The 13,505-nt window shown below is 70.3% G+C and carries 10 protein-coding genes; 7 read left to right on the forward strand and 3 right to left on the reverse strand.

All coding sequences use genetic code 11. The features are described from left to right. Window positions 1-26: 26 nt before the first annotated feature. The 4 genes from ACP7BP_RS18955 (at window position 27) to ACP7BP_RS18970 (ending at window position 5,604) form a co-directional block, all read left to right on the forward strand. Window positions 27-1,643, forward strand: a complete 1,617-nt coding sequence (locus ACP7BP_RS18955) for a succinic semialdehyde dehydrogenase (RefSeq protein WP_426246888.1) — start codon at window positions 27-29, stop codon at window positions 1,641-1,643. Beyond that, the gene (locus ACP7BP_RS18960; protein WP_426246890.1) at window positions 1,640-3,361 is read left to right on the forward strand and encodes a GMC family oxidoreductase N-terminal domain-containing protein; all 1,722 of its coding nucleotides are present in this window, start codon (window positions 1,640-1,642) and stop codon (window positions 3,359-3,361) included. The genes ACP7BP_RS18955 and ACP7BP_RS18960 overlap by 4 nt, the downstream gene beginning before the upstream one ends. 256 nt (window positions 3,362-3,617) lie before the next feature. After that, window positions 3,618-5,207 carry a glutamine-hydrolyzing GMP synthase gene (gene guaA / locus ACP7BP_RS18965; RefSeq protein WP_426246891.1) on the forward strand — a complete coding sequence of 530 codons (1,590 nt, stop codon included), beginning with the start codon at window positions 3,618-3,620 and terminating at the stop codon, window positions 5,205-5,207. A 10-nt stretch (window positions 5,208-5,217) separates the two neighbouring features. Further along, complete coding sequence (locus ACP7BP_RS18970) at window positions 5,218-5,604, forward strand: VOC family protein (protein ID WP_426246893.1); 387 nt, start codon at window positions 5,218-5,220, stop codon at window positions 5,602-5,604. 85 nt (window positions 5,605-5,689) lie between these two features. Here ACP7BP_RS18970 and ACP7BP_RS18975 read toward each other — a convergent pair whose 3' ends face one another. Then, window positions 5,690-6,874: an ROK family protein gene (locus ACP7BP_RS18975; protein ID WP_426246895.1), complete on the reverse strand. Its 1,185-nt coding sequence runs from the start codon at window positions 6,872-6,874 to the stop codon at window positions 5,690-5,692. Window positions 6,875-7,050: 176 nt separating this feature from the next. On the opposite strand from ACP7BP_RS18975, the gene ACP7BP_RS18980 reads away from it, so the two are divergent. Genes ACP7BP_RS18980 through ACP7BP_RS18990 form a run of 3 tightly spaced genes read left to right on the forward strand, consistent with a single transcriptional unit; the run spans window position 7,051 to window position 10,204 of the window. Continuing rightward, window positions 7,051-8,139: a sugar ABC transporter substrate-binding protein gene (locus ACP7BP_RS18980; RefSeq protein ID WP_426246897.1), complete on the forward strand. Its 1,089-nt coding sequence runs from the start codon at window positions 7,051-7,053 to the stop codon at window positions 8,137-8,139. Beyond that, the gene (locus ACP7BP_RS18985; protein WP_426246898.1) at window positions 8,139-8,954 is read left to right on the forward strand and encodes an ATP-binding cassette domain-containing protein; all 816 of its coding nucleotides are present in this window, start codon (window positions 8,139-8,141) and stop codon (window positions 8,952-8,954) included. The genes ACP7BP_RS18980 and ACP7BP_RS18985 overlap by 1 nt, the downstream gene beginning before the upstream one ends. Next, window positions 8,951-10,204, forward strand: a complete 1,254-nt coding sequence (locus tag ACP7BP_RS18990) for a sugar ABC transporter permease (RefSeq protein ID WP_426246900.1) — start codon at window positions 8,951-8,953, stop codon at window positions 10,202-10,204. The genes ACP7BP_RS18985 and ACP7BP_RS18990 overlap by 4 nt, the downstream gene beginning before the upstream one ends. A 60-nt stretch (window positions 10,205-10,264) precedes the next feature. Here ACP7BP_RS18990 and ACP7BP_RS18995 read toward each other — a convergent pair whose 3' ends face one another. Next, on the reverse strand, window positions 10,265-12,409 hold the full coding sequence (locus ACP7BP_RS18995) for an MMPL family transporter (protein WP_426246902.1): 2,145 nt from the start codon (window positions 12,407-12,409) through the stop codon (window positions 10,265-10,267). A 159-nt stretch (window positions 12,410-12,568) separates the two neighbouring features. Next, the gene (locus ACP7BP_RS19000; protein ID WP_426246904.1) at window positions 12,569-13,498 is read right to left on the reverse strand and encodes a glycerophosphodiester phosphodiesterase family protein; all 930 of its coding nucleotides are present in this window, start codon (window positions 13,496-13,498) and stop codon (window positions 12,569-12,571) included. Between the last annotated feature and the right edge of the window lie 7 nt (window positions 13,499-13,505).

Raw genomic sequence — 13,505 nt, forward strand, 5'->3', positions numbered from 1 at the left:
TTCGCGCGTCACCTACGCTCGCCAGCATGAGCGCCTCGAACCCGCACCCGGGCCTGCACGCCGGCGGCCCGGCCGACCCGGAGCACGACCCGCGGGCGTCGTACGCCCTGGAGCCGGCGTACGTCGACAACCTCACCCGCCGCGTCGTCAGCACCACCGGGCAGACCGAGCCGGTGCGCTCTCCGCTGGCCGGTCAGCCGCTGGCCCACATCCCGCAGTCGAGCGCGGACGACGTGGCCACGGCCTACGAGCGGGCCCGGGTCGCGCAGGTCGCCTGGGCGCGCACCTCGCTGGACGACCGCGCCGGCTGCCTGCTGCGGCTGCACGACCTCGTGCTCGACCGGCAGGACGAGATCCTCGACCTGATCGTGCTGGAGTCCGGGAAGGCCCGCAAGCACGCCTTCGACGAACCGCTGCACGTCGCGCTGACGGCCCGCTACTACGCCCGGACCGCGCACGAGTACCTCGACACACACCGCAGGCTCGGTGTGATCCCCCTACTCACCCGGGTCGAGGTCAACCGGGTCCCCAAGGGCGTCGTCGGCATCATCTCGCCGTGGAACTACCCCTTCACCATGGCGCTCTGTGACGGCCTCCCCGCCCTGATGGCCGGCAACGCCGTCGTCGCCAAGCCCGACGCACAGACCATGCTGTCGGCGCTGCTCGGCGCCCAGCTCCTCGAGGAGGCCGGCTTCCCCGCCGACGTGTGGCAGGTCGTTGCGGGCCCGGGGCGCGAGCTGGGCGGGCCGATGATCGAGCATTCCGACTACGTCTGCTTCACCGGCTCGACCGCCACCGGCAGGCTCATCGCCCAGCAGTGCGCCGAGCGGCTGATCGGCTGCTCCCTCGAGCTCGGCGGCAAGAACCCCCTCCTCGTGCTGCGCGACGCCGACCTCGAGAAGGCCGCCGAAGGGGCCGTCCGGGCCTCCTTCTCCAACGCCGGCCAGCTGTGCGTGTCGATGGAGCGGATGTTCGTCGCCGACCAGGTCTACGACCGGTTCGTCGACAGGTTCGTGGCCCGGACCGAGGCGATGACCCTGGGGGCGAGCCTCGAGTGGGGCGTCGACATGGGCTCGCTCATCTCGGCCGCCCAGCTCGAGACCGTGCAGAAGCACGTCGACGACGCCGTCGCGAAGGGCGCCCGGGTGCTCGCCGGCGGCCGGGCGCGTCCCGACCTCGGCCCCTACTTCTTCGAGCCCACCATCCTGGAGGGCGTCACGCCGGACATGACGTGCTTCGGCGACGAGACGTTCGGACCCGTCATCGCCCTCTACCGCTTCCACGACGAGGCCGACGCGATCGCCCGCGCCAACGACGGCCAGTACGGGTTGAACGCCTCGATCTACACCCGCGACGGCGCCCGGGGCCGAGCCGTTGCCCGGCAGATCAAGTGCGGCACCGTCAACATCAACGAGGCGTTCGGGGCGACGTTCGGCTCCGTGGACTCGCCGATGGGCGGCATGCGGGAGTCGGGCCTCGGCCGGCGCCAGGGCAGCGAGGGCATCCACCGCTACACCGAGAGCCAGGCGGTGGCGACCCAGCGACTGGTGCGCTTCGCGCCGATGTTCGGGATGTCCGACCAGGCCTACGCCACGGTGATGACCGCCAACCTGAGGCTGCTGAAGAAGCTGGGTCGCGCGTGACCGGAGGGCCCTTCGACTACGACGTCCTGGTCATCGGCTCGGGCTTCGGCGGCTCCGTCGCCGCGCTGCGGCTGACCGAGAAGGGCTACCGCGTCGGCGTGCTCGAGGCCGGGGCGCGGTTCGCCGACGACGACCTCCCCGGCACGTCCTGGGACCGGAAGAGGTTCCTCTTCAAGCCCGCTCTCGGCATGTACGGCATCCAGCGCATCGACATGCTGCGCGACTGCATGATCCTGTCCGGCGCAGGGGTTGGCGGGGGGTCGCTGGTCTACGCCAACACGCTCTACGAGCCGCTCGACGCGTTCTACCGCGACCCCTCCTGGGCGCACATCACGGACTGGAAGGCCGAGCTCGTCCCCTACTACGACCAGGCGAAGCGGATGCTGGGCGTCGTCGAGAACCCGCTCCGCACGCCGTCGGACGAGGTGATGGAGAAGGTCGCCGACGACATGGGGGTCGGGCACACGTTCCACCCCACGCCTGTGGGCGTCTTCTTCGGCGGGCCCGGGCAGAGCCCGGACCGCCCGGTCCCCGACCCCTACTTCGGCGGCGCCGGCCCCGACCGCAGCCCGTGCCGGGCGTGCGGCGAGTGCATGACGGGCTGCCGCCACAACGCCAAGAACACGCTCGTCAAGAACTACCTGCACCTCGCCGAGCAGAACGGCGCCGTCGTGCACCCGCTGACGACCGTCACCGTGGTCCGCCCCCGCCCCGAAGGTGGGTACGACGTCGGGGTGCGCTTCACCAAGGCGAAGCTGCGTCGGCGTACGGCCACCCGCACGATCACCGCGCAGCAGGTGGTGGTGTCGGCCTCCGCGCTCGGCACCCAGCGGCTCCTGCATCGGATGAGGGACGAGCACCACCTGCCCCGGCTGAGCGACCGGCTCGGCGTGCTGACCCGCACCAACTCGGAGTCGATCCTCGGCGCGATCGCGCCGGACACCACCGTCGACTACTCGCGCGGCGTCGCGATCACCTCGTCCTTCCATCCCGACGAGGACACCCACGTCGAACCGGTCCGCTACGGCAAGGGAAGCAACGCGATGTCCCTGCTGCAGACCGTGCTCACCGACGGCGACGGGCCCACGCCGCGCTGGCAGACGTGGCTCAGGGAGATGTGGAAGGAGCGACGCAACGTCCGCGACCTCTACGACCTGCGGCACTGGTCGGAGCGCACCGTGATCGCGCTGGTCATGCAGACCATCGACAACTCGATCACCACCTACACCAAGCGACTTCCGGGCACGCGTCGCCGCTACCTGACCTCCCGGCAGGGGCACGGCGTCCCGAACCCCACCTGGATCCCGGTGGCCAACCAGGTGGTGCGCAAGATGGCGGAGCTCATCGGCGGCAAGCCCGGCGGGTCGATCGGTGAGCCCTTCAACCGTCCGTTGACCGCCCACTTCATCGGAGGCTGCACCATCGGCGACTCCGCGGAGACCGGAGTGATCGACCCCTACCAGCGCGTCTTCGGGCATCCGGGCCTGCACGTCGTCGACGGCTCGGCGATCTCGGCCAACCTGGGCGTCAACCCGTCGCTGACGATCACCGCCCAGGCCGAGCGGGCGATGGCGCTGTGGCCCAACCAGGGGGAGCCGGACCCGCGCCCGCCGCTGGGGCAGCCGTACGAGCGGATCTCGCCCGTCGCGCCGGTGCGTCCCGCCGTACCCACCTCGGCGCCGGGGGCGCTGCGGCTGCCCATCAAGTCGGCCGGCTAGACCACCGCAGATTGAGGTCGATCGGGCCCATAACCCTGGGTGCGCGGGGGTCGTTGGGGTCCGTGAAGCGTCCGGAGACAAGTTCCCTCCCGCCTGCCGGACGCACGTCCCAGCACTGCGAAGCAGTCGCTCGGGCGGTCAGGGCCCGGCGCCTCCCTCCCTGCCGGGCCCTGATGCATTTCGGCCTCCTCAGCCGGGTGTGCAGCATGCTGGTCAGGGAATGGCGCGGGAGGTCGAGCGCATTAGGCTGCTGCCCATGACAGCCCCCGCTGAGCACGATCTGGTCCTGGTGGTCGACTTCGGGGCGCAGTACGCCCAGCTGATCGCGCGGCGCGTCCGGGAGGCGCGCGTCTACTCCGAGATCGTCCCGCACACGATGCCCGTGGCGGAGATCCTCGAGCGCCGGCCCGCGGCGATCATCCTGTCGGGCGGCCCCTCCAGCGTGTACGCCGAGGGCGCCCCCGCCCTCGACAACACCATCTTCGACGCAGGCGTCCCGGTCTTCGGCATGTGCTACGGGTTCCAGCTGATGGCGCAGGGTCTCGGCGGCACCGTCGCGCACTCCGGTGCCCGGGAGTACGGCCGCACCCCGGTCACGGTGACCGCCCCCGGCACGCTGCTGGCCGAGATCCCCGACGCGCACACCGTGTGGATGTCGCACGGCGACTCGGTGCAGGCCGCACCCGCCGGCTTCGACGTGCTGGCGTCGACGCTCACCACTCCGGTGGCGGCGTTCGAGAACATCGACCGCCGGCTCGCCGGCGTGCAGTGGCACCCCGAGGTGCTGCACACCGAGCACGGCCAGAAGGTGCTCGAGCACTTCCTGCACGACATCGCCGGCTGCCGCCCGACCTGGACCATGGTCAACATCGTCGAGGAGCAGATCGACCGGATCCGCGAGCAGATGGGGCCGCACGGCCGGGCGATCTGCGGGCTCTCCGGCGGCGTGGACTCGGCGGTCGCGGCCGCCGTCGTACAGCGGGCCATCGGCGACCGGCTCGACTGCGTCTTCGTCGACCACGGACTGCTGCGCAAGGGCGAGGCGGAGCAGGTCGAGCGCGACTTCGTCGCCGCCACCGGAGTGAAGCTGCACGTCGTCGACGCCGAGAAGCAGTTCTTGGATGCGCTCGCCGGGGTGAGCGACCCCGAGCAGAAGCGCAAGATCATCGGGCGTGAGTTCATCCGCACGTTCGAGGCGGCCGAGGCCGACGTGCTCGCCGGCGCCGACCTGGGCTCCGACGGCGAGGGGCACAAGGTCGCCTTCCTGGTGCAGGGCACCCTCTACCCCGACGTGGTCGAGTCCGGCGGAGGCGCCGGCACCTCCAACATCAAGTCCCACCACAACGTGGGCGGCCTGCCCGACGACCTCGAGTTCGAGCTCGTCGAGCCGCTGCGCACCCTCTTCAAGGACGAGGTGCGGCTCGTCGGCGAACAGCTCGGCCTGCCTGCGGAGATCGTCTGGCGGCACCCCTTCCCAGGACCCGGCCTCGCCATCCGGATCATCGGCGCCGTCACCCGCGAGCGCCTCGACATCCTGAGGGAGGCCGACGCCATCGCCCGCGAGGAGCTCACCCGCGCCGGCCTCGACCGGGACATCTGGCAGTTCCCGGTCGTGCTCCTGGCGGACGTCCGCTCCGTGGGGGTGCAGGGCGACGGCCGCACCTACGGCCATCCCGTCGTACTCCGGCCGGTGACCTCCGAGGACGCCATGACCGCCGACTGGGCGCGGATCCCCTACGACGTGCTCGAGCGGATCTCCACCCGGATCACCAACGAGGTGGCCGAGGTCAACCGGGTCGCCGTCGACATCACGTCCAAGCCCCCCGGGACCATCGAGTGGGAATGAGGGGCCGGACATGAGGGCGATCCACCACCTGGACGTCTGGGTGAGCGACGCGGCTACCGCCGAGGGGGAGTGGGCGTGGCTGCTCGGCGAGCTCGGCTGGGAGGCCGAGAGCGGGATGACCGCGTGGATGCACCCCGACGGCACCTACCTCTTCCTGGAGCGCTCGGCCGACCTGGTCGACGAGCCGCACGACCGGTTGCGGCCCGGGGTGAACCACGTCGCGCTGTCCTGCGAGGGCCGGGACCTGCTCGACCGGATGCGGGCGGAGTCGTCGGCGCACGGCTGGCACGAGCTGTTCGCCGACCGCTACCCCCACGCCGGGGGCGACGGTCACACCGCGCTCTACCTGGAGAGCTCCGAGGGCTTCGAGGTCGAGGTCGTGGTGGACCCCGCCTGAGGGGGTAGTCCGGTGCAGATCAGGGCTCGCGACGCCCTCGAGGCCCTGGATTGCACCGGACTACCCCGCGCGCCCCGGGGAGGCTTCAGGACGCGAGGAGCTCGGTGCGCTCCGCGGCCAGGAGTACGGCGCCCGTCAGCGAGGCGCGCTCGGCGAGCTGGCTGGCGACGACCGGGGTCGCGGCCACCGCGTCGAGGGCGTGCCGGCGCAGGCCGATGCGGGCCGGCTCGAGCAGGAGCTCACCGGCCCTGGCCATGTCGCCGCCGACGACGACGAGTCCGGGGTTGAGCAGGTTGACCACGCTCGCGAGCCCCCAGCCGAGGTGGAGGCCGGCGTCCTCGAAGGTGCGGACCGCCGCGACGTTGCCGGACAGCGCCGCCTCGACGATGTCGTCGATGCCCGCGCCGGGCAGCTGCCCGGCCATCATCGCGGTGACCGCCGGGACGGCGGCGTAGGCCTCGAGACAGCCCCGGCTGCCGCACCGGCACATCGGGCCCTGCTCGTCGAGGGTCAGGTGCCCGACCTCGCCGGCCGCACCCAGGCTCCCGTGGTAGACCGCGTCGTTGATGATGATGCCGGCGCCGACACCTGACGAGATCTTCAAGAACACCGAGCACGTGTGTCCGCGCGCCACCCCGACGCGGTGCTCGGCGAGCGCACCCAGATTGGCGTCGTTCTCGACGTGGATGGGCACGCCGAAGTGCTTCTCGGCGGCGTCCTGGGCGTGTACGCCGACCCAGCCGGGCAGGATCGCCGACGAGCGGACCACGCCGTCGGTGATCGGGGCGGGCAGGCCCATCGTGATGCCGCGCAGAATGGTGGGGGCCACCCCGGCCTCGTCGAGCAGCTCGTCGAGCAGCGTCGAGGCCAGGTCGAGACCCTCCTCGTGGGGGTGTCCGGCGTCGAGGGGGCGGCGCCGGTCGGCGACCATCGCGCCGGTCAGGTCGCCGAGCGCCACCGCGACGTGACTGTGGCCGAAGTCGATCCCGGCCACCAGCCCGGCGGTGCGCGCCAGCCGGACCGTCGTACCCCGCCTGCCGCTGCCGGGCTCGGTGTCGACCAGGCCGTGCGCAGAGAGGTCACGCACGATGTTGGAGACCGTGGCCGGCGCCAGGCCCGTGAGCCGCGCCAGTTCGGCCTGGGTGACGGGGGAGACGACCACCCCGTCCTCGGGGACGGGCATGCCGCGGCGGAGCACATCGAGGACGCGCTGTTGGTTGGCGGTGCGGAGCGATGCCGTGGAACCCGGCGCGCTCTCCCGTGCGGACATGGCTGACACTGTGGACGAGCCGGTCACTAGTCGTCAAGAGAAACGCACAAGAGACGTCGAATACCCAGAATTGACCAGTTTGTGTTCACCTCTTGACGACTAGGGCGATCACTCAGCACACTCGACCCAGACCAGGTGCTGTCTGCGGGCGGCCCAGTTATCGAGGAGGCACCCCCATGTCCACCACCCTGCATCGCTACGCAGCACTAGGCGCTGCTCTGCTCATCGGCGTCGCCGGCCTGTCGGCCTGCGGGGCCAACGACGCCCAGAGCGGCGACGACGGCGACTCCGCCTCCGGTGGCGGCGGCAAGACCATCGCCCTGCTGCTCCCCGAGTCCAAGACGACGCGCTACGAGGCGTTCGACCGGCCCCTGTTCGAGGCCAAGGTGAAGGAGCTCTGCGAGGACTGCGACGACGTCCTCTACTACAACGCCGACCAGGACGAGACGAAGCAGTCCCAGCAGGTCGAGACCGCCATCTCCGAAGGCGCCTCGGTCATCGTGCTCGACCCGGTCAACGGCGCCGGCGCCGGCGGCATGGTGCAGTCGGCGCAGGACGCCGGTGCCCAGGTCATCGCCTACGACCGGCTGATCAAGGAAGCCGACTACTACATGTCCTTCGACAACGAGACCGTCGGCAAGATGCAGGCCGAGGCCCTCGTCGAGGCGATGGGCGACCAGGGCGGCATCCTGATGCTCAACGGCTCGCCCGACGACCCCAACGCCGCGCAGTTCAAGGAGGGCGCGCACAGCGTGCTCGACGACAGCGGCGTCGAGATCCTCGAGGAGTACGACAACCCCGACTGGAGCCCCGAGAACGCCCAGGAGTTCGTGACTGACCAGCTCAGCAAGTACGACGCCTCCGACATCAAGGGCGTCTACGCGGCCAACGACGGTCAGGCGGGCGGCGTGGTGGCCGCCCTCACCGGCGGCGGGTTCGAGCCCGACGCGCTGCCGCCGATCACCGGTCAGGACGCGGAGCTGGCCGCGATCCAGCGGATCATCGCCGGCGAGCAGTCCATGACGATCTACAAGCCGATCCCCGTGGAGGCCGAGAAGGCCGCCGAGGTGGCCGTCGCGCTCGTCAACGGTGACGAGGTGGGTGAGACCACCGACTTCCAGGGCGTCCCGTCGTTCATCTTCGACCCGATCGTCGTCACCAAGGACAACGTGGCGGACACCGTCGTGGCCGACGAGTTCTACTCGGTCGACGACATCTGCGCCGGCGAGTACGCCAAGGCGTGCGCGGCGGCTGACATCAGCTGATGTCCACTGCTACCCAGGCGCCGGTCGGGGACGTCGTACTGTCCCTGACCGGCGTCGCCAAACGGTTCGGCGCGGTCCAGGCGCTCGCCGACGTGCAGCTGAACGTGCGCGCCGGCGAGGTCGTCGCCCTCGTCGGAGACAACGGCGCCGGCAAGTCGACCCTGGTCAAGGTGATCTCGGGCGTCTACGCCCCCGACGAGGGGGAGATCACCTTCGCCGGGCGCAAGATCACGGTCAGCGGACCGGCGGAGGCGCAGGCCCTCGGCATCGCCACCGTCTTCCAGGACCTGGCGCTGTGCGACAACCTCGACGTGGTCGCCAACCTCTTCCTCGGTCAGGAGCGGGGCTTCGGTCCGGTGCTCGACGAGGTCGGCATGGAGAAGGAGGCGTGGCGACTGCTGCGCACGCTGTCGGCCAAGATCCCCTCGGTGCGCATCCCGATCGCCTCGTTGTCGGGCGGCCAGCGCCAGACCGTCGCCATCGCGCGCAGCCTGGTCGGCAGCCCGAAGGTGGTCATGCTCGACGAGCCGACCGCGGCCCTGGGCGTGGCCCAGACGGCCGAGGTGCTCAACCTGATCGAGCGGCTCCGCGAGACCGGGCTGGGCGTCATCCTGGTCAGCCACAACATGGCAGACGTGCAGGCGGTGGCCGACCGCATCGTCGTCCTCCGCCTCGGCAGGAACGCCGCCGAGTTCCGGGTCGAGGACGCCACGACCGAGGAGCTGGTCGCGGCCATCACCGGAGCCTCCGACAACGTCGTCGCGAGCCGCGCCCATCGGCGCGCCGGCACCCAGACCGACGGAGGAACCCCATGAGCAGCCAGGAGACGCCGACCTCGGCTGTCGCCGCCGACCTGGTCGACGAGCGGCTCGTCACCACCCAGGGCATCGGTGGCTACGGACGGTACCTGTGGAACCGGCTGCGTTCCGGTGAGCTCGGCAGCCTGCCGGTCGTGGTGGGCCTGCTGATCATCAGCGTCGGGTTCTACAGCGCGGAGCCGCGGTTCCTGTCGTCGCGAAGCCTGGTCACGATCACCCAGTTCGCGGCGCCGATCGGCATCATCGCGCTCGGCATCGTGCTCGTCCTGCTGCTGGGTGAGATCGACCTGTCGGTCGGCTCGGTGAGCGGGTTCGCGGCGGCCGTCATGGCCGTCACCCTTCTCGACCACGGCCAGTCGATGATCGTCGCGATCATCGCCGGCATGCTCGTGGGCGTGGCGATCGGCGCGTTGTACGCCGTGCTCTACACCAAGCTCGGGGTGCCGTCCTTCGTCTTCTCGCTCGCCGGCCTGCTCGGCTTCCAGGGCGCACTGCTCTTCGTGCTGGGCGACAACGGCACACGCAACCTGCCGTCCGACTCCTTCCTGGTGCAGTTCACCCGCTCCGAGTTCGTCGGGCCGACGATGTCCTACGTGCTGATCCTGCTGACAGCCGTCATCTTCGTGCTCTCCCAGGTGTGGACGATCCGGCAGCGCACCACGGCGGGGCTGAGCGCGCCGTCCCTGGCCATGGTGGCCGTCAAGGCGGGCGCCCTGGTCCTGGCCCTGGGACTGTTGACCTACTACGTCAACATCGACCGCGGCTGGACCTACCTATGGGTCTTCTTCGTGCTGCTCGTGGTGATCATGGACTTCGTCCTGCGGCGTACCCGCTGGGGACGCCACGTCTACGCCGTCGGCGGCAACGAGGAAGCGGCCCGGAGGTCGGGCATCAAGGTCGACCGGATCTACTTCACCGTCTTCGCCCTGTGCTCAACGCTGGCGGCGGTGGGCGGCCTGCTGGCCGCCGGTCTCCAGACGTCGGTCTCGCAGGCAAGCGGCACCAACGACACCAACCTGCAGGCCATCGCGGCGGCCGTGATCGGCGGTACGTCGCTCTTCGGCGGCCGCGGGTCGGCGTACTCCGCCATGCTCGGCATCATCGTGCTGCAGGCGATCCAGTCCGGCCTCAACTTGGTCGGCGTCGACTCGTCGGTGCGCTTCATGGTGACCGGAGCGGTGCTGCTGCTTGCCGTCGCCATCGACTCGATCTCGCGACGGGCTCGCTCCTCCAGCGGTCGAGGCTGAGGCAGGATCGGCAGGACCCCGGACTGCCCGGGATCCTGCCGATCTGCTGTCTTCGGGGCCTCAGTGCACGATCTCCAGCTCGTCGACGTCCTCGGCCTCCACCTGCTCGTTGGCCCGGTCGAGCTTGCTGGGCCACCAGATCTTGCCGCCGAGATCCAGGTTGAGAGCCGTCACGAGCACCGAGCGCACGATCATGGTGTCGAGCAGGACGCCCAGTGCCACGGCGACGCCGAGCTGGGCCAGGAACACCACCGGGATGGTGCCCAGCACCAGGAACGTCGCGGCCAGGACCAGACCTGCCGAGGTGATCACGCCTCCCGTGGACATCAGCGCCACCAGGGAGCCCTTGCGGGTGCCCAGGTTGATGGTCTCCTCGCGGACCCTGGTCATCAGGAAGATGTTGTAGTCGATGCCGAGCGCCACGAGGAACACGAAGGCGAACAGCGGGAACCCCGGGTCGGAGCCGGCGAACCCGAAGACGTACTCGAACAGCAGCGACGAGATGCCCAAGGCGGCCCCGAAGGACAGCACCACCGTTGCGACGAGGAGCAACGGTGACAACAGCGACCGCAGCAGCAGCATCAGGATCAGGAAGACCATGACCAAGATGATCGGGATGATCACCTTGTTGTCACGGTTGGCGGCGTCCTTGGTGTCGAGGTAGAACGCCGAGCCACCGCCCACCAGGGCATCGGCCCCGTCGACCGCGTGCACGGCATCGCGGACCCGCTCGACCGTCGCGAAGGCGGCCGGCGAGGAGGGATCGGAGTCGATCGTCGCCTCGACGAAGGAGACCTCTTCCGCGAGCACGGGTGGCTTCGGTGCCTCGACGCCCTCGAGCCCGGTCATCGCCTCGGCCACCTGATCTGCTCGGTCGGCGTTGGCCACCACCATCACGGTGTTGGACTGGTCGACGAGGCCGTGGTCGACCAGCACCTTCTGTCCGGTGATGGACTGGAACTCCTTGGTGTAGGTGTCCTCGGTCGAGAGGCCGTTGGTGTCGAGCCGCAGGAGACCCAGGCAGGCGATGGCCAGCAGCACGCTGGTGACGACCCATACGGCGCGTGGCTTCGGCACGATCCACCGGCCGACCCGGGCCCAGACACCGGCCTGGGTGGGCTCGGGGGAGCCGAAGTCGGGGCGCCGCGGCCAGAAGATCCACCGGCCGGTGATCACGAGCAGCGCGGGCAGCAAGGTGACCATCACCAGGAACGTCACCCCGATGCCGATCGCAGCCACCGGGCCGAGCCCGGCTGTGGAGTTCATGTCGGCGAACAGCAGGCACAGCATGCCCAGCACCACCGTGGCCGCACTCGCCAGGATGGCCGGGGCGGCCCGGTGCAGCGCGAACGCCATGGCCTCGTGCCGGTCCTCGTGGCGACGGAGCTCCTCCCGGTAGCGGGCCACCAGCAGCAGTGCGTAGTCGGTGCCGGCGCCGATGACCAGGATGGTCAAGATGGCCTGGGACTGCCCGTTGACCGTGAGGTCGAAGTTCTTGGCGAGGCCGTAGATGATGCCCTGGGAGACGAACAGGGCGACGCCGGCGGACATGATCGGCAGTATCCAGAGGATCGGGCTGCGGTAGGTGAACAGCAGGATGAAGATGACTACGCCGAGGGTCGCGAACAGCAGGGTGGTGTCGATGCCGCCGAACGCCTCGGCCGCGTCGGCTGCCTGACCGCCCGCGCCCGCGATGTAGACGTCGACACCGTCCATGTCGGCGATGTCACGCAGCTCGTCGGCGACGTCGGGGAGGGCCTCCCACCCGTCGGCGCCGAAGTTGAACGTGAGCTGGGTCTGGGCGACCTCGCCGTCCTCGGAGACGGCCGTGAAGCCGAGCTGCTCGGCGGTAGCCGGGCTCACCACCGGTGGGGTGCGACCCTCGACCGCCTCTGCGATGCCCTCGATCCCGGCGAACTCGGTGGCCTGCTCCTCGATGGCGGCGAGGTCGGCATCGGTGAGCCCGCCCTCGCGCTCGTAGACGACCAGGGTCGGGATGGCGTTGGGGTCCTGGAACGGGCCCAGCTTCTCGAGTGCCCTGGTCGACTCGGCGCTGCCGGGCAGCCAGGAGGAGGCTTCGTTGTTCTGGACGTCGGTCAGCTTGGCGGCGAAGCCGCTGGCCACCACCATGGCGATGATCCAGAAGGCCAGCACGATCCACTTGGTGACGCGGCCGGTGAGCCGACCGGCGATCTGACGATGCATGGGGGTAGTGCATCAGAACCCACCGACATCACGCATCGGGGTTTCCCCTGATACGTGCAGCCGTCACTCCGCCGCCCGATATACGGAGCCCCGCTCGGTGTTTCCCCCAAATTGGGCGTGTGCCGGAGGGGTGTGCTCGTCGTCAGGCCGGACGGGGCATCACCCGGGCGGGTACGCCGTGGGAAGGCGCTCGCCCCGGTCGGCGAGCACGGCACGGAGGCGGTCGGGATAGTCGGTGATGAGCCCGTCCACCCCGAGGTCGACGAAGTGCGCCATCGTGGCGGGGTCGTCGACGACGTACGGCACGACCCGCAGGCCCAGGGAGTGCGCGTGCTCGACCAGCTTGGGCGTGACCCGGGGCCGGTAGCCCGGAACCCCGATGCCCGACGTGTAGGGGGTGCCGTGGATGGGCGAGACGGCGTTGAACCCCAACGCCGCCGCCGTCGCGATCGGGTCGCCGCCGTGGTCGGCCAGCCTGACGTCGTCGAGCCACGGCGAGGGCATCGACCCGACGTCCTTGAGGTACTTCGGGTTGAAGAGCAGGTTGAGCCTCATGTCCGAGTCGGCCCTGCGCACCCGCTCGAGGGCGCCCCAGTCGAAGCTCTGGATCGATGCCCGGTCCGTCAGTCCGGCGTCCCGGATGGCGCCGACGAGGAGCTCGACGAACACCTCGCGCGGGGCACCCGCCTCCGGCGCGGCGGCGTCGTACTTGATCTCGACGTTGACGCCGACCTCGTCGGCCCCGCGCTCGTCGAGGAGCGCCAGCACGTCTGCGAACTCCGGCATGAGGAGGCCGGTGGCGACCGGGCGGTCGGGGAAGTCGGCCGCGCGCAGGCCGGCGACGTCGACGGTGCGCAGCTCGTCGTGGGTGAGCTGGCGGATGAGCCGTCCGGTGAGGGGTCCGGAGACGATCTCTCGGTCGTGGGAGACCACCAGCACGTTGTCGCTGCTGACGTGCACGTCGCACTCGAGCGTCGAGACGCCCAGGGTGAGTGCCGCACCGAACGCCGTCAGCGTGTTCTCGGCCGCCAGCCCGCTGCCGCCGCGATGGGCCTGTACGTCGAAGCGCTCGACCAGCCGGGTGCTCACTGCCAGC

This window comes from Nocardioides sp. LHG3406-4, from assembly GCF_049897745.1.
Classification (GTDB): Bacteria; Actinomycetota; Actinomycetes; order Propionibacteriales; family Nocardioidaceae; genus Nocardioides.

Bases quoted from the DNA above. Each gene is read 5' to 3' on its own strand.
- ACP7BP_RS18985 (WP_426246898.1), top strand. From the start codon at position 8,139: ATGTCCACTGCTACCCAGGCGCCGGTCGGGGACGTCGTACTGTCCCTG.
- ACP7BP_RS18990 (WP_426246900.1), top strand. From the start codon at position 8,951: ATGAGCAGCCAGGAGACGCCGACCTCGGCTGTCGCCGCCGACCTGGTC.
- ACP7BP_RS18980 (WP_426246897.1), top strand. From the start codon at position 7,051: ATGTCCACCACCCTGCATCGCTACGCAGCACTAGGCGCTGCTCTGCTC.
- ACP7BP_RS18955 (WP_426246888.1), top strand. From the start codon at position 27: ATGAGCGCCTCGAACCCGCACCCGGGCCTGCACGCCGGCGGCCCGGCC.
- ACP7BP_RS18975 (WP_426246895.1), bottom strand. From the start codon at position 6,874: ATGTCCGCACGGGAGAGCGCGCCGGGTTCCACGGCATCGCTCCGCACC.
- ACP7BP_RS18995 (WP_426246902.1), bottom strand. From the start codon at position 12,409: ATGCATCGTCAGATCGCCGGTCGGCTCACCGGCCGCGTCACCAAGTGG.
- guaA (WP_426246891.1), top strand. From the start codon at position 3,618: ATGACAGCCCCCGCTGAGCACGATCTGGTCCTGGTGGTCGACTTCGGG.
- ACP7BP_RS18970 (WP_426246893.1), top strand. From the start codon at position 5,218: ATGAGGGCGATCCACCACCTGGACGTCTGGGTGAGCGACGCGGCTACC.